At 72.4% G+C, this 20,702-nt stretch carries 23 protein-coding genes and 1 pseudogene; 6 read left to right on the top strand and 18 right to left on the bottom strand.

Annotated elements, in window-relative coordinates; genetic code table 11:
• Positions 1–438: 438 nt before the first annotated feature.
• The 4 genes from Asera_RS06380 to Asera_RS06365 form a co-directional block, all read right to left on the bottom strand.
• Entirely contained in the window at positions 439–972 is a 534-nt protein-coding gene (locus tag Asera_RS06380; protein ID WP_030445409.1) for a flavin reductase family protein, read from the bottom strand.
• Positions 973–1,055: 83 nt separating this feature from the next.
• Entirely contained in the window at positions 1,056–1,703 is a 648-nt protein-coding gene (locus Asera_RS06375) for a flavin reductase family protein (RefSeq protein WP_035295920.1), read from the bottom strand.
• An 81-nt stretch (positions 1,704–1,784) separates the two neighbouring features.
• Positions 1,785–3,272 (bottom strand): sugar transferase, encoded by a 1,488-nt coding sequence (locus Asera_RS06370; protein WP_084131086.1) that lies wholly within the window; start codon positions 3,270–3,272, stop codon positions 1,785–1,787.
• Between the two features lie 241 nt (positions 3,273–3,513).
• Complete coding sequence (locus Asera_RS06365) at positions 3,514–4,377, bottom strand: Fpg/Nei family DNA glycosylase (protein ID WP_030445406.1); 864 nt, start codon at positions 4,375–4,377, stop codon at positions 3,514–3,516.
• Between the two features lie 166 nt (positions 4,378–4,543).
• On the opposite strand from Asera_RS06365, the gene Asera_RS06360 reads away from it, so the two are divergent.
• Positions 4,544–5,749 (top strand): glycosyltransferase family 4 protein, encoded by a 1,206-nt coding sequence (locus Asera_RS06360; RefSeq protein WP_030445405.1) that lies wholly within the window; start codon positions 4,544–4,546, stop codon positions 5,747–5,749.
• 12 nt (positions 5,750–5,761) lie between these two features.
• Here the strand turns inward: Asera_RS06360 and Asera_RS06355 are convergent, their stop codons facing one another.
• The 7 genes from Asera_RS06355 to Asera_RS06325 all read right to left on the bottom strand — a co-directional run bounded on the left by Asera_RS06355 (position 5,762) and on the right by Asera_RS06325 (position 11,404).
• Positions 5,762–6,043, bottom strand: coding sequence for a type II toxin-antitoxin system RelE family toxin (locus Asera_RS06355; RefSeq protein ID WP_030445404.1), 282 nt, complete (start codon positions 6,041–6,043; stop codon positions 5,762–5,764).
• Positions 6,040–6,339 carry a type II toxin-antitoxin system Phd/YefM family antitoxin gene (locus tag Asera_RS06350; RefSeq protein WP_030445403.1) on the bottom strand — a complete coding sequence of 100 codons (300 nt, stop codon included), beginning with the start codon at positions 6,337–6,339 and terminating at the stop codon, positions 6,040–6,042. Before Asera_RS06350 ends, Asera_RS06355 begins: the two co-directional genes overlap by 4 nt.
• A gap of 96 nt (positions 6,340–6,435) precedes the next feature.
• Positions 6,436–7,005, bottom strand: coding sequence for a YdeI/OmpD-associated family protein (locus tag Asera_RS06345; RefSeq protein WP_030445402.1), 570 nt, complete (start codon positions 7,003–7,005; stop codon positions 6,436–6,438).
• A 37-nt stretch (positions 7,006–7,042) separates the two neighbouring features.
• Positions 7,043–8,608, bottom strand: coding sequence for a serine hydrolase domain-containing protein (locus Asera_RS06340; RefSeq protein WP_244843759.1), 1,566 nt, complete (start codon positions 8,606–8,608; stop codon positions 7,043–7,045).
• Between the two features lie 84 nt (positions 8,609–8,692).
• Complete coding sequence (locus tag Asera_RS06335; protein WP_030445400.1) at positions 8,693–9,955, bottom strand: MATE family efflux transporter; 1,263 nt, start codon at positions 9,953–9,955, stop codon at positions 8,693–8,695.
• On the bottom strand, positions 9,952–10,674 hold the full coding sequence (locus tag Asera_RS06330; protein WP_030445399.1) for a CDP-alcohol phosphatidyltransferase family protein: 723 nt from the start codon (positions 10,672–10,674) through the stop codon (positions 9,952–9,954). The genes Asera_RS06335 and Asera_RS06330 overlap by 4 nt, the downstream gene beginning before the upstream one ends.
• A gap of 10 nt (positions 10,675–10,684) precedes the next feature.
• Positions 10,685–11,404 (bottom strand): phosphocholine cytidylyltransferase family protein, encoded by a 720-nt coding sequence (locus Asera_RS06325; protein WP_157034719.1) that lies wholly within the window; start codon positions 11,402–11,404, stop codon positions 10,685–10,687.
• A 319-nt stretch (positions 11,405–11,723) separates the two neighbouring features.
• On the opposite strand from Asera_RS06325, the gene Asera_RS06320 reads away from it, so the two are divergent.
• Positions 11,724–12,122, top strand: coding sequence for a CBS domain-containing protein (locus Asera_RS06320; protein ID WP_030445397.1), 399 nt, complete (start codon positions 11,724–11,726; stop codon positions 12,120–12,122).
• Positions 12,123–12,293: 171 nt separating this feature from the next.
• Here the strand turns inward: Asera_RS06320 and Asera_RS06315 are convergent.
• Positions 12,294–12,764, bottom strand: a pseudogene (locus tag Asera_RS06315) (MarR family winged helix-turn-helix transcriptional regulator); the annotation flags it as partial.
• Positions 12,765–12,857: 93 nt separating this feature from the next.
• On the opposite strand from Asera_RS06315, the gene Asera_RS06310 reads away from it, so the two are divergent.
• On the top strand, positions 12,858–13,436 hold the full coding sequence (locus Asera_RS06310) for a YceI family protein (RefSeq protein WP_030445395.1): 579 nt from the start codon (positions 12,858–12,860) through the stop codon (positions 13,434–13,436).
• A gap of 372 nt (positions 13,437–13,808) precedes the next feature.
• Positions 13,809–15,287: a glutamate-cysteine ligase family protein gene (locus tag Asera_RS06305; RefSeq protein ID WP_212804518.1), complete on the top strand. Its 1,479-nt coding sequence runs from the start codon at positions 13,809–13,811 to the stop codon at positions 15,285–15,287.
• A gap of 234 nt (positions 15,288–15,521) precedes the next feature.
• On the opposite strand, the gene Asera_RS06300 is transcribed toward Asera_RS06305, so the two are convergent.
• Positions 15,522–16,436, bottom strand: coding sequence for a GNAT family N-acetyltransferase (locus Asera_RS06300; protein ID WP_030445393.1), 915 nt, complete (start codon positions 16,434–16,436; stop codon positions 15,522–15,524).
• Positions 16,437–16,470: 34 nt separating this feature from the next.
• Here Asera_RS06300 and Asera_RS06295 point away from each other — a divergent pair, with 34 nt between their 5' ends.
• Positions 16,471–16,752: a GlsB/YeaQ/YmgE family stress response membrane protein gene (locus Asera_RS06295; RefSeq protein WP_030445392.1), complete on the top strand. Its 282-nt coding sequence runs from the start codon at positions 16,471–16,473 to the stop codon at positions 16,750–16,752.
• Positions 16,753–16,931: 179 nt separating this feature from the next.
• Here Asera_RS06295 and Asera_RS06290 read toward each other — a convergent pair whose 3' ends face one another.
• The 3 genes from Asera_RS06290 to Asera_RS06280 form a co-directional block, all read right to left on the bottom strand.
• Positions 16,932–17,399, bottom strand: coding sequence for an RrF2 family transcriptional regulator (locus Asera_RS06290; RefSeq protein WP_030445391.1), 468 nt, complete (start codon positions 17,397–17,399; stop codon positions 16,932–16,934).
• A gap of 7 nt (positions 17,400–17,406) precedes the next feature.
• Positions 17,407–18,123 (bottom strand): ATP-dependent Clp protease proteolytic subunit, encoded by a 717-nt coding sequence (locus Asera_RS06285; protein WP_030445390.1) that lies wholly within the window; start codon positions 18,121–18,123, stop codon positions 17,407–17,409.
• A gap of 169 nt (positions 18,124–18,292) precedes the next feature.
• Positions 18,293–18,571 (bottom strand): helix-turn-helix domain-containing protein, encoded by a 279-nt coding sequence (locus Asera_RS06280; protein ID WP_030445389.1) that lies wholly within the window; start codon positions 18,569–18,571, stop codon positions 18,293–18,295.
• Positions 18,572–18,662: 91 nt separating this feature from the next.
• Here Asera_RS06280 and Asera_RS06275 point away from each other — a divergent pair, with 91 nt between their 5' ends.
• Positions 18,663–18,953: a hypothetical protein gene (locus Asera_RS06275; protein ID WP_035295916.1), complete on the top strand. Its 291-nt coding sequence runs from the start codon at positions 18,663–18,665 to the stop codon at positions 18,951–18,953.
• Positions 18,954–19,432: 479 nt separating this feature from the next.
• Here Asera_RS06275 and Asera_RS06270 read toward each other — a convergent pair whose 3' ends face one another.
• Together Asera_RS06270 and Asera_RS06265 are read right to left on the bottom strand one after the other, a co-directional pair.
• Positions 19,433–20,185: an isocitrate lyase/PEP mutase family protein gene (locus Asera_RS06270; RefSeq protein ID WP_035295910.1), complete on the bottom strand. Its 753-nt coding sequence runs from the start codon at positions 20,183–20,185 to the stop codon at positions 19,433–19,435.
• The gene (locus Asera_RS06265; RefSeq protein WP_030445387.1) at positions 20,182–20,661 is read right to left on the bottom strand and encodes a carboxymuconolactone decarboxylase family protein; all 480 of its coding nucleotides are present in this window, start codon (positions 20,659–20,661) and stop codon (positions 20,182–20,184) included. The genes Asera_RS06270 and Asera_RS06265 overlap by 4 nt, the downstream gene beginning before the upstream one ends.
• Positions 20,662–20,702: the final 41 nt, after the last annotated feature.

Raw genomic sequence — 20,702 nt, 5'->3', positions numbered from 1 at the left:
GCGTAAGGGCAGTTGGCCCGGTACGAATGGCGCCACGACGACAGTACCGACAGATCGGGCACCTGCCGCAGCTCGCGATCATGACCCTGACGAGGCAAGACACGCGGGAGGCAAGCGCTATCTCCAAGGTTGCTGCGAATCTGCGGGCGGCGGTCGCCGCCGAGCGGCCGGGACCCACCGTGCTCGGTCCCCCCGGACCACCCGACCGCCCTGGCGGCGACCTGTCGGCACACCCACACTCGTCGCGGCAGCGGCGGGCGTCCCCCCGTTGGTGCGTCGGATCCGTGCCGGCGACCGGCCGCGGGGAGCCGGCGGGGGCACGCAATCGAACCTAATCAGGGGCAGCGGTCGACCGCAGGGACCAAAGTCCCGGAAACCGTCGATGTTCGGAGGACCCCCGCATTCTCGCCTACTCTTCCCGCCCGGGCCGGCACCGCCTCAGGGTGTACCGACGGTCAGGTACCGGCCCCGGCGGTACACCAGGATCGGCTCGTCGTCGGCCAGCGTCACCTGCTGCACGATCGCGTCGATCCGGAGGCTCCAGCCGACGTCCGCCGCCCCGTCGTACCGGCAGCCGAGCCAGCTGGTGCCCGCGGAGAGCACCGGCCCCCACTCGGTGTCCGTCCAGTCCTGCTGCGCGAACAGCCCGCCCGGCGCCGGGGCGAGGCCGCCGAAGCGGTCCGCCAGTACCCGGTGCCGGTCGCCGAGCAGCTGCACCGTGAACCGGCCGGTCGCCTCGATCGCCTCGGCGAGGTCGCTGTCCGGGTCGATCATGCCGACCACCCGCGCCGGGTCGCCGTCGACGACCAGCGTGGACGCGACGGTCAGCCCGGCCCGGTCGCGTCCGGTGCCGGTGGTCCACAGCGTCACCGGCGTCGCCAGCCGGCCCCGGAACCGGCGCAGCGGATCGCGCTGCCCGGCCGGCGTCGCGTACGGATGCTCGGCATGGATCTGCGCACCGGGTTCGTCCATGCCGCCATTCTCGCCGCCGGCCGGCACCGCCGAGGCGGTACGCCGGTGCGACGCCGCCGCGGTCCGGCCCGGGGCGCCGCAGGTCAGCGCGGCGTCTCGGACCGGAAGGTGTGCCCGAGCTCGGCGCCGAGGCCGAAGTAGTGCCGGAAGTTGTAGATCAACGGCTGCCACCGGGCCGGGTCGACGTGGTCGGTGCCCGGTACGACGATGTCGGGCGCGGCGTGCACCCGCAGCACGTCGGCCTCGACCACGACGAACGACCCGTCCGCGGCCGGCCGTACCCGCGTCGCCCGGGCCTCCAGCTGCAGCGGGCACTCGGCGACCCGCGGCGGGCCGACCAGGTCGGCCGGCGCCGGGGTCAGGCCGGCGGCGGCGAACTTGGCCGGCTCGTACCGGAACCGGTCGGCCTTGTGCGCCGGCACCGGGTCGCGGCCGGTGAGCGGGGCGAGCCGTTCCACCGCCTGCCACAGCGCCGGGTCGGGCAGGTTGACCACCAGGTCCGGGCGCTGCGCCAGGTTGGTGGCGCTCTGCCCGGCCGCACCGAGCCCGAGCACGACGGTACGGCCGAGCGCCCAGGCCGAGGACAGCGGCGCCAGGTTGGCGGTGCCGTCCGCGTTCTCGGTGGACAGCAGCACCACCGGGGTGCCGAAGTACAGGATGCTCGGCTCGATGGTCAGGTGCGTCGCGCGCGGTTCGAGGGCCGCCGGGGCGGCGGTGGGTGCTTCGGTCATACCGCGACGCTAGGGCGCGGACCCTTCGGCCCCGGCCGAAGTCTCCCGCGGGGTCACGCCTCGGCCGAGCTCTCCCGTGGGTCAGTAGGCGCCACGGCGAGCGAGCACGACGCCGAGGGTGCGCCAGAGGATCAGCAGGTCGAAGGTGAGCGACCAGTTGTCCACGTAGTACAGGTCGAGCCGGACCGCGTCGTCCCAGGACAGGTCGGAGCGGCCGGACACCTGCCACAGCCCGGTGATGCCGGGCCGCACCAGCAGCCGGCGGCGCACGTCGCCGAGGAAGTCGCCGTCCTCCGCCGGCAGCGGCCGCGGGCCGACCAGCGACATCTCCCCGAACAGCACGTTGATCAGCTGCGGCAGCTCGTCCAGCGAGGTGCGGCGGAGGAACCGGCCGATCGGGATGACCCGCGGATCGTTGCGGATCTTGAACAGCAGCCCGTCGGTCTCGTTCTGGTCGGCGAGCAGCGCGAGCCGCTCCTCCGCGTCGCAGTACATGGTGCGGAACTTCCACACCTGGAACTGGTTGCCCTCGCGGCCGATCCGCGGCTGCCGGAAGAACACCGGGCCGGGGTCGGAGATCTTGATCGCGATCGCGATCGCGGCGAACAGCGGGGTCAGCAGCAGCAGACCGAGCGCCGAGGCGACCCGGTCCAGCATGTTCTTCGCCACCCAGCCGATGCCGGAGATCGTCGGCTCTTCCACGTGCAGCAGCGGCAGACCCTCGACCGGCCGGATGTGCACCCGCGGGCCGGCGACGTCGGTCAGCTGCGGCGCCACCACCAGGTCGATGCCGGTGCCCTCCAGCTGCCAGGCCAGCTTGCGCAGGCCGCCCTCCTCCTGCCGGGCCGTCCCGCACATCGCGATGGTGTCGGCACCGATCTCACCGACCACCTCGATCAGGTCGCGCCCCGCGTACAGCGGGACCGGCGCCTCGACGCCGCGCGCCCCGGCCCGGCCCTCGGTGAGGAAGATGCCGGTCGGCACCAGCCCGGCGTTGGGGTTGCGGGTGATCGCCCGGTACACCTCCATCGCCTCCGGCAGCGTGCCGACCAGCAACAGCTGCTGGGAGGCGCCGCCGCGGCGGCGGATCACGTACAGCACGATGCGCGCGACGGCACGGGCGAACAGCACGTAGCCGAACGCGGTGAGCAGCGCGGTGCCGACCGCCAGCCGGGACAGGTCGGTCTTGAACGCCATCACGACGAACGACACGATCGCGACGACGATCAGCCCGGCCCGGAAGACCCGCTTGAACTCCTCGGTCCCGATGCCGAGGTACCGGCGCTCGTAGGCTCGGCTGCCCCAGAACGTGATGGACCAGCCGAGCGGCAGGACCACCATGCCCCAGATGAACATCGCCAGCGGGTAGTCGCCGCTGAAGCCGTCGCTGAAGCCGTGCCACGGGTACTCGGTCGTCATGATCGAGGTGAGGCCGCCGAGCGAGGTCAGCACCAGCTCCACCGCGGCGAGCACGAACGCGTACGTCCGGTCCCAGCTCGGGCGGCGCTTGCGGTCGCGCAGCCAGAAGGATCGGGTGATGCCGTTGTTGTCGTGCCCGTTCGGTGACATCTTCCGCGCCGCTCGTACCGGCGCGGGCTCCGTCTTGGCTCGGCCTGGTGTGGTGTCCGGCCTTTCGAGGCTCGTGGTCACCTCTGTGTGCCCTCCCGCACCCCGCGCACCGTGATCGTCAGGGCCATCAGTGTGCCACGTGGTGCTGTGCACTCCCCGTGACCCGTCCGAGCCCCGCAACCGACCCGGTCCGCCGAAGCGGGTCGGGCGAATGCGGCGCTGCCGCCCCTCGCTCACCGGATCACTTCAACAACCTGGACATCCGGCGGTCGGCCAGCGGCCGACCGGAGGTCTGGCACGTCGGACAGTACTGAAGGCTGGTGCCGCTGAACGACACCTCACGGACAGTATCACCGCAAACCGGGCAGGGAAGTCCGGCCCGGCCGTGTACTGCCATTCCAGATCGCTTTTCCGCCTTCAAGGTTGCGGAGCGTTGCCCTACCGCTCGTTTCAGTGCGTCGGTCAGCACCCCGCGCAGCGCCTCGTACAGCCGGGCGACCGCCGCCTCGTCGAGCCGGTCGGACAGCGCGAACGGGGACAGCTTCGCCGCGTGCAGGATCTCGTCCGAGTACGCGTTGCCCACGCCGGCGATCGTCTGCTGATCGGTGAGCACGCCCTTGATCTGACGGTGCGTGGCGCCCAGCAGTTCGGCGAACCGCTCCGGGGAGACCTCCAGCGCGTCCGGCCCGAGCCGCGCGACCCCCGGTACCTCCAGCGGGTCGGTCACGACGTAGGCGGCGAGCCGCTTCTGCGTGCCGGCCTCGGTCAGGTCGAACCCGGACCCGTCGTCGATCCGTACCCGCAGGGCGATCGGCCCCTTGCCGGGGCGCGGCGGGGTGGCCGGCAGCGCGTCGCGGTAGTGCAGCCAGCCGGCCCGAGACAGGTGCACGACCAGGTGCAGCACCGGCTCGCCGGCGAACCGCACGTCCAGGAACTTCCCGTGCCGGCCGGCATCGAGCAGCTCCCTGCCGACCAGCGCCGACAGCGGCGGGTCGTAGGTCTTCAGCGCGCTGAACGCGACCGGGTCGGCCCTCTCGACCCGGTGACCGCCCGCGCGCTCGGTGAGGTAGGCGGCCAACGCCGCGACCTCCGGCAACTCCGGCATCCGTCCAGTTCAGCAGGTCTACGCGGCGCCGTCCAACCGGTCGGGCAAAACGGGCCGGTAGGGTCTGAGCCGAGGTGGGACGCGGGTCGTCGCCGGCGTCAACGGGGGCGGCGGCGCCCAAAGCGGCGTCCCGTACCGATCGGCCAGCGGGCAGGGGAAAACCGGCATGAAGGTTGTCATCGCGCACAACCTCTACTCTTCGGCGCAGCCGTCCGGGGAGAACGAGATCGTCGAGTCGGAGTCGCGGCAGCTCACCGCCGCCGGCGTGACCGTGCTGCCGCTGCTGCGCCACTCCGACGACATCGGCGCGCTGCCCGCCACCCGCAAGGCGTTGCTGCCGTTCTCGCCGATCTACAACGCGGGCGCGCAGCGCGAGCTGGCCGGGCTGATCCGGCGCGAGCGGCCGGACGTGCTGCACCTGCACAACCCGTACCCGTTGCTGTCCCCGTGGGTGGTCCGTACCGCGCACCGGCACGGGGTCCCGGTCGTGCAGACGGTGCACAACTACCGGCACGTGTGCGCGGCGGCGACGTACTTCCGGGACGGGCATCCGTGCCACGACTGCCTCGGCAAGCGCTTCCCCACGCCGGCGATCCGGCACGCCTGCTACCGGGGGTCCACCGCGCAGTCGGCGGTGATGGCGACCACGCTGGCCGTACACCGGCCCACCTGGCGCAGCGTCGACCGGTACGTCGCGCTCGCGCCGCACCTGGCCGACCACCTGAAGACGTTCGGCATCACCGACGGGCAGATCGCGATCAAGCCGAACGGCATCCCGGACCCCGGCCCGCTCGACGACCGCACCGGCGACGGCTTCCTGTTCTTCGGCCGGCTCACCCCCGAGAAGGGCGTCGACCTGCTCCTGGACGCGTGGCAGCGGCACGCCGACGGCGACGCCGGTACGTTGCGGATCGCCGGCGACGGTCCGCTCCGCGGCCGGGTCGAGGCGGCCGCCGCCGCCCGCGCCGACGTCGAGTACCTCGGCCTGGTCGACCACGCCGAGGTGGTCCCGGGGCTGATCCGCGCGGCGAGCGTCGTCGTGGTGCCCTCCACGTACGCGGATGCGCTGCCGACGGTGATCCTGGAGGCGCTGGCCAGCGGCCGCCCGGTGCTCGGCACCAACGTCGGCGGCACGCCGTACCTGCTCGGGCTCGACCCGGCGCACGAGCCGGCCGACCCGGCGCCCGGCTGGGTGGTCGAGCCGGACCCGGCCGCGCTGGCCGAGGCGCTCGCGATGGCCCGGCTGCGGGCGGCACCGCTGCGGCCGGCGGCCCGGCACCGCTACCAGACGGCGTTCGCCCCGGACGTGCTGTTGCGCCGGCTGATCGAGCTGTACGAGGAGGTCGCCGCGGCTCGCGCCCCGCAGGGCTGAGACGGCACCAGGTCAGGAAGACCGGTAGATGTCTGCCCGGTGGTCCACGTCCAAGACGTGCACGGTGTGGGTGTTTTCCTCGATGCGATAGATGATCCGGTAGGTGCCCCGTCGGGCGCCATGACATCCGGTCAACGGTCCGAACAGGCATCTGCCGACCCGATATGGGTTGGCAGCCAGAGTCCCGGCGCAGAACTCCAGCACGGCTGCCGCCACGGATTCGGGGAGACGCTGGCTGATCGCGCGGCGAGCGGCAGACTGGAAGCGAACCTGGTACGGCTCGTTGGAGGTCACGCGCCGGTCGCCCGGCGGCGAGCCAGGTCGGCACGCACCGTTTCCAGATCCACTCCATCGTCTCCACGGCCGAGTTCAGCCAGGCTCTCGGAGATCCGCGCAGCCGCGTTCGCGTTGCCCAGAATCTCCAGGGTCATCTCCAACCCTTCGAGATCGTCGGTCGACAGCAACACCGCCTCGGGCTCACCGTTGCGAGTCAAGGTGATGCGCTCGTGCTCCTGACGCACCCGGCGGGCGAGTTCAGACAGGTGGGCCTTGGCTTCTGACAGAGGCACGGGAGTGGCTGCGATCGTCATGGTCACAATATTACACCATGCTGGTCAGAACATTGACCATAGACGCTCCGGTGCGATGTCGCGGACTCATAGTGGTGCCCCGACGCATCCACACCGTCAGGGGTGGAGCTTCTCGCCGGCGGCGAGCATCGCGACGAACTTCTCGACCCGGCGGGCCCGCGTCTCGGGTCGTTTGGCGTCCTGGATGCGGTGCAGCACCGCGTAGCGGTTCTGGCTGTCGAGGGTGGCGAAGAACTCGGCGGCCGCCGGCTGCTGCTCGAACGCGGCGGCCAGGTCCGGCGGGATCGTCGCGCCGGCCGGCCCGTCGTACGCCGCGTCCCACCTGCCGTCCGCACGAGCGGCGTCGATCGCGCGCTGCCCGGCCGGCAGCATCCGGCCCGCCTCGATCAGCGCCTCGGCCTTGGCGCGGTTGCGCTTGGACCACTTGCTGCGCGGACCGCGCGGGGTCCAGCGCTGCCGGTACGCCTCGTCGTCGATGCGGCGCACCTGGCCGTCGATCCAGCCGACCCGCAGCGCCTCCTCCAGCGCCTCGTCGTAGCGCACCGTGGGGCGACCGGTCGCCTTCTTCGCGAACCGGATCCACACCCCGGTCGCGGTCTCGTGCTCGGCCGCGAGCCAGTCGGCCCACTCCGCCTGGTCGGCGAAGCTGCGCTCCTCCTCGTCCATGCCGCCGACCGTACCGGCCGGGTCCGACGATCCGGCGCTACCGGGTAGCCGGCAGGTCGGGTACGCCGGACCGGTCCGTGCGGGTGACCAGCGGGGACCGCAACTGCGGCAGCAGCGGCGGCCCGACCAGCGGTACCAGGTTCCATGCGACGGTCGCACCGGCCCGGCCTACCGTGATCCGGACCCGGCTGGGGCTGGTGACCACGACCAGGTCGGCCACGAAGAGCGGACCCTGCCACCCGCCCGCGGCCGCGACCGGGCGACCCAGCGGCGCACTCGACCACCAGTCGCCGTGCCCGACCGGTACCTCGAACGCCTCGGTACCGGCGTCGATCCGCATCGTCCAGCCACCGGGCCGCGGTTCGACCCCGATCGACGACCCCGCCGGCAGTACCGACCCCGCCGGGCCGAGTCCGGGCGTGCCCTCGTCGGCCACGACCGCCCCGGCGGCACGGCGGTCGGGGTGGTGCTCACCGGACGCCGGCCGCAGCGTGAGCCGCGCCAGCCGGTCGGCCAGCTCGCCCTCCGCCCGAGCCACCGGCGCGGGCCCGGACCGACCCGCCGGCGCACCCGGCGCCGAGCCGGGGCCCGCGCCGGGTGTCGAACCGGGTTCGAGGGTCAGCCTGCTGCCGGCGTCCAGTGCCGGCAGCAGGCAGTCCCACACGGCGTCGAGGATGACCTGGGTCCGCCAGGTCGCCGCGGTGACCGCCACCACCAGATCGGACTCCGGTACCACCAGGCAGAGCTGGCCCATCGCACCGTCGCCGCGGTAGCCGTGCCGGGACCGCCAGAACTGGTATCCGTAGCCCACCAGCCAGTCCGCCTCCCGGGCCCCGTCGGCGAACTGGCGGGTCTCGATGTGGCGCCGGGTGGCGAGCGCGACCCACTCCGCCGGTACCAGCTGGCGACCGCGCCACCGGCCGCCCCTTAGCAGCAGCTCGCCGAACGCCGCGATCGCCTCGGTGGGCAGGTACAGGCCGTGGAAGCCGAACGTCGCGCCGCCGCGGAGCCGTTCCCAGTCCACGCCGGTCACGCCCATCGGGCCGAACACCCGCTCCGCCAGCAGGTCCGGCACGGTGCGGCCGAGGGCCCGCTCGACCATCCGGGTCAGCACGTACGTGGTGGTGTTGTCGTACGCGTGCCACACGCCGGCCGGCTCGTCCGGCGGCAGCCGCAGGAACCCGCGGACGAGGTCGTCCGGCTCCAGCGCCCAGGCGGTCTCCAGCGTGTCGGAACGGTGCCCGGTCGCCATCGACAGCAGGTGGTGCACCGTGAGCCGGGCGGCCCGCGGCGACACCGACTCCGGTACGTGGTCGGGCAGCACGTCGACGATCCGGTCGTCCAGCCGCAGCCGGCCCGACTCGATCGCCAGCCCCACCGCGATCGAGCCGAACGACTTGGTCAGCGAGTACAGCAGGTGCGGCCGCTCCGGCGAGTACGGCGTCCACCAGCCCTCCGCGACGACGTGCCCGTGCCGCACCACCATCAGCGAGTGGCACTCCACCCCGGCGGTGGCCAGCCGGTCCAGCAACGCCGACACCCCGGCCGCGGCCACACCCTGGCTGCTCGCCGACGCCCGCGGCAACACCTGCTCGATTCCCACCCCCAGGATTCTCGCCCGGCGGGCGATCGACTTTCCCGGCCGACGCGGAGTTCCCGGCCGACGCGGGGCTTCCGCCGTGTCCGGTCAGCCGGTCACGGCACCGGGCTTTCCGGCGAGGGCGACCAGCTTCCGCACCGCGACCCGGTACAGCGAGGCCTGTACGGCGGTACCGATCGCGGCGCCGGACATCAGCCCCCACGCCGCCCCGGGCAACCCGCCGAGCACGGCGCCGAGTACCAGCCCGCCGAGCGCCGCCATTGAGTAGGCGAGGTACTGCGTGAACAGCATCCGGGCCCGATGCATGCCGCGCATCGCCACCGTGAACGGGATCTGCAGCAGGTACAGGCAGGCCTGCAGCGCGATGGGCAGCGCGATCGCCGCGACCGCCAGGTACGCCCCGGACCGGTACAGCGACAGCAGCGGGTGCGCCAGCGGGACGGCGACAGCGAGGATGCAGGCACCGATCGCCGCGTTGACCGCCAGCACGGTACGGGTCTGCCGGCGCAGCCCGGTCGCGTCCCCGGCACCGGCGAACGCGGACGCCCGCGGTACCAGCAGTCCGTTGAGCGCCATGACGAAGCTCTGCGCCGGTTGCAGCACCACGATCTGCACCAGCCGCAGCCCGGAGTAGGCGGTGGCGCTGAGGATCCCCTGTACCAGGCTGGCGATCAGCAGCGTGGTCAGCTGCGCGAGCACGCCCGTCCCGGTGAACCAGCCGAGCAGGTGCCGGGTGTCGTGCAGCCAGCGCGCCGGCCGTCCGCCCAGCGGGTTGATCCGGGTACGCGCGTAGAACACCAGCGCGCCCACCGTGGCGCCGATCCCCCAGCAGGCGATCAGCGGTCCGCCGCCGACGTGCCCGGTGAGCAGCAGTGCCGCGACGCAGGCGCCCTGGACGACCACCCAGCAGCCGTCGATGATCAGCGCCTGGGACTGCCGGCCCCGGCTTTGGTAGGTGTAGCGGGCCAGGTCCTGCAGCAGGATCGACGGCACGAACGGCGCGCACCACACCAGGTCCGCGACGTAGTGCTGCGGCCCGAGCAGCCACCCGGCCAGCAGGACGACGACGCCGAGCAGCCCGAGCGTCGCGCTGGTGGCGTGCGCGTTGGCGAACTGGCGGCGCCGGTCACCGGCGTCGGCGAACCGGGGTACGTGCGCGAGCAGTACGTCGCCGACGAACGCCCGGCCGAGCCCCTGCACGAACACCAGCACGGCCACCGCGTACAGCATCAGGCCGGCCTCGTGCACCGGCAGCACGCTGGTACCGAGCAGGCCGGTGCCGGCGGTGGTCAGCGCGACGAGCGCCTGGTCGGCCAGGCCGGCGACGGTGCGGCCACGCAGCCCGCTCACCGCAGGCTGGCCCGCCCCGCCGCCGCGATACTCGCCGCCAGGAACAGACAGTTGACCAGCGCGAACAGCACCATCACCCAGATCATCCCGGCCGGCCAGGCGGCCAGCACCAGGCCGATCAGCAGCAGCATCGCGCCGTAGTCGCGGATCAGCTTGACGATCCGCACCGGCAGCGAGGACGAGGTCACCAGGCTCTCGTTGGTGCCCTCCTTGGCCATCACCGAGGTGACCAGGTTGACCATCCAGGACGACGCGAACACCGCGACCAGCCAGACCGGCGTGCTCGGGCGCTGCGCCACCGCGACCGCGCCGACCGCGGCGACCAGCGAGATCTGTACCGCGACGTCGACCAGCACGTCGACCCGGGCACCGGCCGCACTGCCGGACCCGGCGACCCGGGCGAGCTGCCCGTCGGCGCAGTCCAGCGCGTACGCGACGTGCCAGATCAGGAACGCGAGCACGCCGACGAGCCAGGCCGGCAGGTGACCGGCCGCGACCGGACCGGCGGTGAGGACGACGGCGACCGAGGTGGCCACCCCGAGCACCAGGTTGGCCGCGGTCAGCGCGGTCGGCGGCAGCCCGAGCCGGTACGCGGTGAGCGCGAAGACGGCACCCAGCCGCTGGTCGAACGTCTCGGTGAACAGCCCGCCGCCGCGGTTGACGGCGAGGAAGTCGGCCGCGGTAGGCGGCGCCGCGGGCCCGGTCTCCGGCTCGGGCACGAGCCGGGTCTCAGTCCCGGACACCGGGCTCGGTCGAATCGAGCTCGTTGGCCTTGGTCAGGTCGGGCTCGAAGTCGACCTCGACGCAGCCGTACGCGGAGATGTCGATTGCCGACACCTGCATCCCGGCGGTGCGGATGGCGCCCTCGATGCCACCCTCGAAGTACTCCTGGTCGTCGACCAGGTCGAGGTGTTCGATCAGCGTCGCCTTGTGCGCGGCGGAGATGTAGTTGATGCCGACCGCCTCGCCGAGACCGCCGACCACCTTCTTGGACAGCTCGGCGATGTAGCCGGCCGCGTCCAGCGTGTACTTGACCTCCTCGTCGGCCACGCTCTCGGTGTTGACCGCGACGAAGCTGCGGTCGGCCTCGATCGCCGGGCGCAGCTCGTCGAGCAGGCCGGGCACGAACACCACGTCGCCGTTCATCCACAGCACCCCGCCGGGCGGGGACAGCCGCAGCGCCTTGAGCAGGCTCTTGGAGGTGTTGGTCTGGTCGTACGACTCGTTGTAGACGAAGTTCGCCCGGTCGCCGGACTCCTCCATGATCAGGTCCTTCTTGAACCCGACCACGATCGTGACGTGTGCGTCGTCGCCGAAGGTGGCGCGCAGGTGGTCGAGCTGCTGGCGCTGGATCGTGCGCCCGTCGGCGAGCCTGGTCAGCGGCTTGGGGTGCGGTCGCCCCAGCCGGGTGCCCATTCCCGCGGCGAGGATGACGACATTGAGCGGCACGTCCCGGCTCCCTTCGACTGACCGATCACTCGGGCGAGGATATCCCCGCCGATCAGTGACCATCCGTACATCTCGGTCCGCGCTGCCGGCCTCGGCTCGGTGCCGGCCCACGGCGGTATCCCGCGACGGTACCGCCCGGCTCGCGGCGACCTCCGCCCGCCGCCCGGGCTCGCCCGAACGGGCAGGTCGGCCCCGATCGTGTCGAAACCCTTGTGACTTGCGCCACGGGCGGGACAATACCGGTAAGGCGCGGGTACAACGCCCGGCATGTCAGCTTCGCTAGCAATCGTCCGCGCTGCGGTGAATGGAGTGAGATGCCATGCAGGTACGCGAGGCCATGAACCCGGTACTGGTGTCCATCGGTCCCGGCCACACCCTCCGCCAGGCCGCCGCACTGATGTCGCAGCGGGGCGTCGGCGCGGCGGTGGTGATCGACCCGGACGCGTACGGGCCGGGCATCCTCACCGAACGCGACGTGCTGCGCGCGATCGGCGCCGGGCTCGACCCCGACGTCGAGACCGCCGAGTCGCACCACACCCGTGACCTGGTGTTCGCCGGCCCGGAGTGGACGCTCATCGATGCCGCCGAGGCGATGATCCGGGGCGGGTTCCGGCACCTGATCGTCATCGACCACGACGACGTCGTCGGCATCCTGTCGGTGCGCGACATCGTCCGGCACTGGTCCCGGGCGGCCGCGGACCTTCGTACGACGGCCTGAGCCCTCCGCCACGGCGCAGGACGCGCCCCGGCGCCGTCACTCGTTGGCGGCGACCGGCTCCGACCGGTCGGGGCGCTCGACCTGGTCGGGGCGCTCCGTCTGGCCGGGGCGCTCCGTCTGGCCGGGGCGCTCCGTCTGGCCGGGACGCTCGAGGCAGACGCGTTCCACCTCGCCGGTGACGCCGGCGGTGGAGCTGGGCCGGACCGCGTCGCGCACGGTGCGCAGCGTGTCCTCCAGGGCGGCCAGCCGGTCGGGGTCGAGCAGGCCGGTGAACCAGGTCTCGATCAGCGCGTTGTGCTCCGGCAGGATCTGCTCCACCCGGGTCTGCCCGGCCTCGGTGAGCACCGCGAAGAACCCGCGCCGGTCGCTCGGGCAGGCCTCCCGGGTGACCAGACCGTCGCGTTCGAGCCGGTCGACGACCCGGGTGACACCGCTGGTGGACAGGATCGTCTGCGCGGCCAGGTCGCTCATCCGGAGCCGGTATCGGGGCGAACGGGCCAGGCGGATCAGCACGTCGAATTCGGCCAGCGACAGCTTGTGCGCCGCCAGCAGCGGCTGGAACTTCTCGTTCAGCCCGGCGTGCACCTCGTTCAGCAGCCCCATCGCGGTGATCCGCGGGTCCGCGAAGACCTCCTTCGTCATGCCTCCAGACTAGCAGTAGTTGACGAACGAAATATTTGCTGCGTAGATTGTTGTTGAGGCAAGTACACAGCAGCGCCTGGAGAGGACGAGGACATGAGCGAGAGCACCCTGGCCACCCGCGAGTGGGACGGCACGACCATCCCGCAGCCCGGCACCTACACGCTGGACGTCGCGCACACCCGGGTGGGCTTCGTCGTCAAGCACATGATGGTGAGCAAGGTTCGCGGCCATTTCAACGACTTCGACGCCACCATCACGGTCGCCGACGACCCGGCGCAGTCCGGGGTCACCGCCGCCATCAAGATCGCCAGCGTCAGCACCGGCCAGCAGGGTCGCGACGACCACCTGCGCACCGGCGACTTCTTCGAGGCGGAGAAGTACCCGGAGATGACGTTCACCAGCACCGGGATCACCGGGCACCGCGGCGACACCTTCACCCTGGCCGGCGAGCTCACCATCAAGGACGTCACCCGGCCGGTCGAGCTCAAGGTCGAGCTCGAGGGCGTGGCCACCAGCCCGTACGGGCACCAGGTGTTCGGCTTCACCGCCAGCACCGAGATCGACCGTGAGGCGTTCGGCCTGACCTACAACGCGACGCTGGAGAGCGGCGGCGTGCTGATCGGCAAGAACGTCAAGATCGAGATCGAGGGCGAAGCGGTCGCCGCCTCCTGACCCACGATCCGACACCGACGGCGCCCGCCGCTCCCCCGCGACGGCGCCGTCGTCGTGTCCGCCGAACTCGCCGGCCCCGGCGCCGATGGGTCTCCGCTTACCAGCCGGTGACTTACCGCTTGCCTCCGGACAGGGGCGGCCGGGGGCGCGGCACGGGCGAAACTGTCCGCGTCCCGACAGTACGGGCGCCGCACGCCGGCCCCGCCGAGCCGCCCGGCCACCATCCGTACCTGCGGTAATGCCGCCCGCTCGGGCCGGCCGGCGCCAACCTGCCGGAACGGCCCAGCAGTGGCATGATCGAACGGCTGTAGCGTGCCGGTGACGGTCCGGTTACGGTTGACTCGCACCACATCGGGTGACGCGGGAGGACCGATGGGTAAGCAGCTCGACGCGCACACGTTCACCCGCCAGGATCGAGCGCGCTACCGGGAAAAGGTGCGCAGCTGTCTGGACGTCTTCGCGTTGATGCTCAACGACTTCGCGTTCGACTCGGACAAGCCGCTGACCGGCCTGGAGGTCGAGATCAGCCTGGTCGACGACGACGCGAACCCCGCGATGTGCAACGCGGACGTGCTGGCCCGGGTGGACGATCCGATGCTGCAGGCGGAGCTGGGCCGGTTCAATCTCGAGATGAACGTGGCCCCCCGGCTGCTGGCCGGCGACGGCTTCGACGACTACCGGCGCGACATCAGCGGGCGGCTGGCCCGCGCCGAGCGGTCCGCCAGCGGGATCGGCGCGCACCTGTGCCTGGTCGGCACCCTGCCGACGCTGCGCGAGGAGCACACCGGCCCCGAGATGCTGTCCGGCGGAGCCCGGTACCACCAGCTCAACCAGCAGATCATTCGGGCGCGCGGGGAAGACCTGAGCATCGACATCCGGGGCATGGAGCGGTTGTCCACGATGACCGACTCCATCGTGCTCGAAGCCGCCTGTACCGCCCTGCAGTTCCACCTGCAGGTCTCGCCGGACGCGTTCGCCGCCACCTGGAACGCGGCGCAGGCGATCGCCGGCGTCCAGTGCGCGCTCGGCGCCAACTCGCCGTACCTGTTCGGCCGGGAGCTGTGGGCCGAGACCCGGATCGCACTGTTCGAGCAGGCCACCGACACCCGGCCGGCCGAGCTGAAGGCCCAGGGGGTACGCCCCCGGGTCTGGTTCGGCGAGCGGTGGATCACGTCGATCTTCGACCTGTTCGAGGAGAACGTGCGGTACTTCCCGCCGCTGCTGCCGATCCTCGACGACGAGGACCCGAAGCAGGTGCTCGCCGACGGCGGCGTACCGAAGCTCGGCGAGCTGCGGCTGCACAACGGCACCGTCTACCGGTGGAACCGGCCGGTGTACGACATCATGAACGGCCGGCCGCACCTGCGGGTGGAGAACCGGGTACTGCCGGCCGGCCCGACCGTGGCCGACATGGTGGCGAACGCCGCGTTCTTCTACGGCGTGGTCCGGCAGCTGTGCGAGCAGGACCGTCCTGTCTGGACGCAGATGACGTTCTCCTCGGCCGAGGAGAACTTCCACACCGCCGCCCGGTACGGCATCGAGTCCCGGCTGCTGTGGCCGGCACTGGGCGAGGTGCCGGCCACCGAGCTGGTGCTGGACCACCTGCTTCCGCTGGCGTACCAGGGACTCGACGAGTTCGGCGTCGACGCCGCGGTGCGCGACCGGCTGCTCGGCATCATCGAGGGCCGCTGCCGTACCGGCCTGAACGGCGCGCAGTGGCAGGTGGAGACGGTCGCGAAGCTGGAGGACGACCGGCAGCTCGACCGGCACCAGGCGCTGGCGGCGATGCTGCAGCGCTACTGCGAGCACATGCGCGGCGGAGACCCGGTCCACACCTGGCCCATCGGCTGACCCACCCCCGCCACCCCCGCCACGCCCGCCACGCCCGCCACCCCCGCCACGCCCGGTTGATCAAGGGATCCGGACACATCACCCGGTTGATCAAGGGATCCGGACACATCGTCGCTGAACATCGCGCACGAAGCCCTTGATCAACGCGCCGAGCCCTTGATCGACGGGGCGAGCCCTTGATCGACGCACTAGCCCTTGATCAACGCGCCGAGCTCTTGGCGACGCGGCGCGAGGTCACAGGTGGTGCAGGCAGCGCCACTGGGTGGCGTGCTCGCGGTAGCCGAGGCGGGCGTTGATCGCGAGCATCGGCGCGTTCTGCTCGTCGTTGCCGGTGTACGCCTCGGTCAGGCCGCGCTCTACCGCGCGCCGCAGCGACGCCACCTTCACCAGCGTGCCGAGACCCCGGCCGCGGCACGCCCGGCGGGTGCCGGTCATGCCCGACCAGTACCGCGGCGGGTCGGTCTGGGCCAGCGTGAACGCGGCGACCGTGCCGTCCACGACCGCCGCCATGCTCAGCTCGCGGTCGGTGTCCGGCAGCTCCCAGGCGGCCGCCAGCCACCCCTCGTACGGCATGGCGTCGACCGGCACGTCACCCGGTTCGTCCCGGCTCGCGTCCGCGTCGGCCGACCAGAGCGGGCGCGGATCGGCCGCGAAGTCCGACCACGGCCGCAGCTCCACCCCGGCGGGTACCGCCGGCTCCGGCAGCCGCGCCACCGACAGCACCGCCCGCTGGTACCGGGCACGGCGTCGGCGCTGGTAGCCGTGCTTGTCGGCGAACCGTTCGGACGCCGGGTCGGTCGACCCCCAGGCATGCACGTCCCGGACACCGAGACCGCGCAGGTGGTCCTCCGCGGCGCCGAGCAGCACGGTGCCGGCGCCGCGACCGCGGTACGCGGGCAGCACCGAGACGTGCGCGAACCCCTGGCCGGGCACCGACGTCTCCCAGTCCAGGCCGGACCGCACCAGGCCGACCGGCGTCCCGTCGAGCTCGGCGACGAACACCCGGAACCGCTGTTGTGCCGGTGCGTGCGCGAACTGCCACGCCAGCCCGGCCCGGCTGCGTACCAGGTAGGGGTGCACGGTGCGGATGATCTCGTGCAGGCAGTCGAGGTCGGTGTCGGGTCGGAGGTCCCGTACGGCCGGTGCCATGCCCGGCACGCTACCGTGCGAGGCAGGAGGGGCGATGCTGACGACGGTGGCGTGGGCGGTGATCGGCGGCGCGGTCATCGGGGTGCTCGCCCGGCTGCTTATTCCGGGCCGGCAGCCGGTGTCCTGGTGGGCCAGCATCGTGGTCGGCGTGGCCGCGGCGTTCGTCGGTACCGGCATCGCCGCGGTGTTCGGATTCCGCGACACGCCCGGCATCGACTGGAAGAAGCACGTACTGCAGCTCGGATTGGCCGTGCTCGGCATCCTGGTGCTGACCGGCATCAACCGCCGCCGCCACGCCAGCCCCACCCGCCGCTGACCCCCGCCCCGCCCCCGTCCCCTCCCGCGTTGATCAAGGGATTCGGACACGTCGACGCTGGACGTCCCGGATGAATCCCTTGATCAACGCACCGTGCCCTTGATCAACGCACCGTGCCCTTGATCGACACACGGAGCCCTTGATCAACGCGGGAGGGCTGAGTGGAGCGGTGGGTTGGGTCAGTGCGACTGGCCGACGGTGATCCAGGCGCGCTCGTCCTCGGTGAGCTGCTGGACGGCCGGCGGCAGCTGGCCGTCGATCACGTGGCCGAGCGTGACGGACTCCAGGATCGCCCGTTCGCTCGCCCGCAGCGCGATCCACACCTCCTGCAACGGCCGGGCCGCGCCGGTGTAGTCGACGTGCTCCGGCCGCTCGCCGCGCACGCCGAGCAGCGGGCCGTCGACCGCCCGGATGATGTCGGCCAGCGAGATCTCCTCCGGCGGCCGGGCCAGCCAGTAGCCGCCGACCGGGCCGCGCTGGCTGCGCACCAGACCGGCCCGGCGCAGCTGGTTGAGGATGTGCTCCAGGAACTTGCCGGGGATTTCCTGCGCGCGGGCCAGCTGCTCGGAGGTGACCGGCGACTCGGTCGCGGCGGCCAGCTCGGCAGCGGCGCGCAACGCGTAATCGACTCGGGCGGACAGCCGCATGGTTCGATTATCGTCCGTCGCCGGGCGCCGACTCGGGCCGGCCCGGGATCAGCCGGTGCACCAGCCCGAAATCGATGGCGTCCGATGCCGACAGATCCCGCCGATCTGACAGTGCGCTCTCGATCTCTGACTGGCTGTGACCGGTACGGTCGGCGAGCCGGACAGCGAAGTCCTCCAGCAGCCGGAGGTGGGCGCCGGCCGCCCGGGTGACGTCCTCGGCAGTACCGGCCAGCTCGTCGACCCGCGGCTCGGCCAGCACGAACCTGGCATGCGGGTACGCCAGGCGGTCGCCGGCGGCGGCGTAGACGCCGAGCGCCGCTCCCCCGACGGTACCGAGCGCGACGGCCCGGACCGGGGTCTGCATCAGCTCCAGCACGTCGATCAGCCCGAACGCGGCGGCGAGCTCACCGTCCGGGCTGGACACGTGCATGGTGATCGAGCCGCGCGGGCCGGCCAGCGCGTCCAGCGTCATCAGCGCGGCGCTGACCCGCGAGGTCAGCTCGGGGGTGATCGGGCCGGACACGGAGACCGTCTGCTGTTCGAACATCCGCTGTTCCAGCCAGGACGCCGGGCCGCCGGCGGCGAGACGGTCCGGCGCGCCGAACCGGGACGGGTCCGGCTGCCGATCGGGCATCCCCGGTCGCCGGCCCGGCACGTCGCCCGGGTCGCCGGGCGGGCGCCAGTCGGGGATCCCGCCGTATCGCGCCGTCGCGCCGTTATTCATCGCCCTTCCTCCTTCGCCGCAAGCCCGACGAGGTACGGCGCGCAGCACGCTCACCCCGCCGAACTTCCACCGTCGCCACGACCCGACGAGGCGCGGGGCGCAGCACGCTCACCCGCCGAACTTCCGCCGTCGCCGCGAGCCCGACGAGGCACGGCGCTGACCCGCTCGCTCACCGGGGCTCCGCTCCGCCGTCGCGCAGCCGCAGGTCGAGCCGCCGGTGCACGGCACCGGCGTAACGCTCCAACGTGGACAGTCGAGCGTCGACGGAACCGGACTCCAGGCGGGCGATCGCCGACTGCGAGGTACCCATCCGGGCAGCGACCTCGGCCTGGGACAGCCCCGCCGCCCGCCGCTGCGCCACCAACTCGGCGAGCAGGCCGCGACGGCGCTGCGCCATGCCCCGGAAGCCGGGAAAGACCGGCAGCTCCTCCTCGTCCTCCGTCGCCATATCAAATATGCTATCCCGAACGGCGGAGCACGGCCACCGGTCCGCCGACCCCGCCGTGGCGGACACTCGGCGACTTCGGCAGGCTGTCCGCATGGATCTCGTGCCGGACAACGTCGGCCGCGACGGCGCCGACGGCTTCAACTTCCGCAACCAGGTGACCGGGCAGCCGGTCCCGATCAACGGGGCCGCGCACCGCGCGGCCGACCAGGCCGCCGCCGAGGCCGTCGCGGCCATCGACGACCCGCAACTGGCCGACCATCCGCTGGTACAGGGGTTGCTCGCGGAGCTGCCGGCTCGCGACGCGCGGCTGCCCGAGGGCTGGCTGGATCGCTGGCTGGAAGCGGCCCGCGCGGTGCTGGAGCTGCTCTACACCCGGCGCTGAGCCGACTGGGGCTGCCCTGCATCCGGCGCCGAACCGGCTGGGGCTGCCCTACATCCGGCGCTGAGCCGACTGGGGCTGCCCTGCACCCGGCGCCGAAGCGGCTGGGGCCGGCGCTGAGCCGACTGGGGCTGCCCTGCATCCGGCGCCGAACCGGCTGGGGCTGCTCTACACCCGGCGCCGAGGCGAACGGCGGCCCGTCGACGGCGGTACGCCAGCGCGGCGGGTCGACCGGACTGTCCACAACGGACGAATGGACGGAGCAGCGGCCCGGGGCAACGCCCCCAACATCGACCCCGGGCCAACCGCCGGCTTCGGCGGCGTGCTCCGCGCCGATGACATTATCGATCGATTCTGCCAAGAACCTGAATGCCAGCATCGGGTTGCCTCGCAGCGACGGCCGTCGCCGGAACCAGCGGATCACCGTACGAAACGCGGGTCGCGTTCGGTGACCCGACCGCGACCCGTCGTGCGGCGCCGTGTCACATCGACAGCGTGCCGACTGCGTTCCGGTACGCGTCCATCGCCATCCGCCACAGCAGACCGCCGGCGGAGATGCGCGCCACACCCAGCGCGGCGAACTCCGCCGGGCTCGGACCGTCCGGCCGCCAGTGCACGTTGACCGGGCCGTCGATCCCGTTCACCAGCCGGGCGACCGCCGTCGGCGGGCAGAGGATCGGGTACACGCAGTCGGCGCCGGCCGCCAGGTACCGGTTGGCGCGGGCGATCGCCGCGTCGACCCGCTCGGCCTCGGACAGCCCGGGCGAGCGGAGGAACACGTCGACGCGGGCGTTCAGCACCAGCGGAACGCCCGCCGCCACCGCCGCCTCGCGGACGCCCGCCAGCCGGGCCGCATGAGTGTCCACATCGGACAGTACGCCGCCGGTCGAGTCCTCGATGTTCGCGCCGACCGCGCCGGCGGACACCAGCGCCGCGACCAGGTCGGCGGCGGGCAGCCCGTACCCGTTCTCGGCGTCCACGGTGACCGGCAGGTCCACGGCGCGGGCGATCCGGCCGGCCGCGGCGAACATCAGCTCGGGCGGCGCGCCGCCGCCGTCGGAATAGCCGAGCGACTCGGCGACCGCGACGCTGCTGGTCGCGACCGCCGGGAAGCCCTGCTCGGCGACGATCCGGGCGCTGTTCGCGTCCCAGGCGTTCGGCAGTACGACCGGGGTCCCCGGACGGTGCAGCGCCCGGAACGTGGCGGCCGCGTCGGCCAGCGCCGACGCCGTCATGCGGTGGCCCGGTCGAGCGGCTTGCGCTGCGACACGTACGAGCCGGGCGTGGTGCGGCCGGTGACGGCGAGCCGGTTGAACGCGTTGATCACGATCGTCGCCCACACCACCGCGGACAGCTCGGCCGGCTCGAACACCGCGGCGGCCGCGTCGTACACCTCGTCCGGGACGAAGCCGTCGGTGAGCACGGTCACCGACTCGGCCAGCGCCAGCGCCGCCCGCTCCCGGTCGGTGAAGAACGGGGTCTCCCGCCACGCGTTCAGCGCGTAGATGCGCTGCTCGGTCTCGCCCAGCGCGCGGGCGTCCTTGGTGTGCATGTCGATGCAGAACGCACAGTGGTTGATCTGCGAGCAGCGGATCTTCAGCAGCTCCATCAGGAACGGGTCCAGGCCGGCCGCCTCGCTGCGCCGGTGCAGCTGGCGCAGCGTCTCGTACATCTCCGGGTGCGTCGCACTCATGCTCGTCCGCGTTGTCATGCCTCGACCCTAGGTCGGCGAACGGCCGCGGATAGGGTCCA

It is taken from the genome of Actinocatenispora sera, assembly GCF_018324685.1.
In the GTDB taxonomy this organism is placed as follows: Bacteria; Actinomycetota; Actinomycetes; order Mycobacteriales; family Micromonosporaceae; genus Actinocatenispora; species Actinocatenispora sera.
This window is presented reverse-complemented; position numbering and strand designations above follow the sequence as displayed.

Coding starts and splice junctions, on each gene's coding strand:
- Asera_RS06370 (WP_084131086.1), bottom strand. CDS start 3,272: ATGTCACCGAACGGGCACGACAACAACGGCATCACCCGATCCTTCTGG.
- Asera_RS06360 (WP_030445405.1), top strand. CDS start 4,544: ATGAAGGTTGTCATCGCGCACAACCTCTACTCTTCGGCGCAGCCGTCC.
- Asera_RS06345 (WP_030445402.1), bottom strand. CDS start 7,005: ATGGACGAGGAGGAGCGCAGCTTCGCCGACCAGGCGGAGTGGGCCGAC.
- Asera_RS06310 (WP_030445395.1), top strand. CDS start 12,858: ATGAGCGAGAGCACCCTGGCCACCCGCGAGTGGGACGGCACGACCATC.
- Asera_RS06290 (WP_030445391.1), bottom strand. CDS start 17,399: ATGCGGCTGTCCGCCCGAGTCGATTACGCGTTGCGCGCCGCTGCCGAG.
- Asera_RS06265 (WP_030445387.1), bottom strand. CDS start 20,661: ATGACAACGCGGACGAGCATGAGTGCGACGCACCCGGAGATGTACGAG.
- Asera_RS06380 (WP_030445409.1), bottom strand. CDS start 972: ATGGACGAACCCGGTGCGCAGATCCATGCCGAGCATCCGTACGCGACG.
- Asera_RS06365 (WP_030445406.1), bottom strand. CDS start 4,377: ATGCCGGAGTTGCCGGAGGTCGCGGCGTTGGCCGCCTACCTCACCGAG.
- Asera_RS06270 (WP_035295910.1), bottom strand. CDS start 20,185: ATGACGGCGTCGGCGCTGGCCGACGCGGCCGCCACGTTCCGGGCGCTG.
- Asera_RS06295 (WP_030445392.1), top strand. CDS start 16,471: ATGCTGACGACGGTGGCGTGGGCGGTGATCGGCGGCGCGGTCATCGGG.
- Asera_RS06350 (WP_030445403.1), bottom strand. CDS start 6,339: ATGACGATCGCAGCCACTCCCGTGCCTCTGTCAGAAGCCAAGGCCCAC.
- Asera_RS06320 (WP_030445397.1), top strand. CDS start 11,724: ATGCAGGTACGCGAGGCCATGAACCCGGTACTGGTGTCCATCGGTCCC.
- Asera_RS06305 (WP_212804518.1), top strand. CDS start 13,809: ATGGGTAAGCAGCTCGACGCGCACACGTTCACCCGCCAGGATCGAGCG.
- Asera_RS06285 (WP_030445390.1), bottom strand. CDS start 18,123: ATGAATAACGGCGCGACGGCGCGATACGGCGGGATCCCCGACTGGCGC.
- Asera_RS06375 (WP_035295920.1), bottom strand. CDS start 1,703: ATGACCGAAGCACCCACCGCCGCCCCGGCGGCCCTCGAACCGCGCGCG.
- Asera_RS06300 (WP_030445393.1), bottom strand. CDS start 16,436: ATGGCACCGGCCGTACGGGACCTCCGACCCGACACCGACCTCGACTGC.
- Asera_RS06280 (WP_030445389.1), bottom strand. CDS start 18,571: ATGGCGACGGAGGACGAGGAGGAGCTGCCGGTCTTTCCCGGCTTCCGG.
- Asera_RS06275 (WP_035295916.1), top strand. CDS start 18,663: ATGGATCTCGTGCCGGACAACGTCGGCCGCGACGGCGCCGACGGCTTC.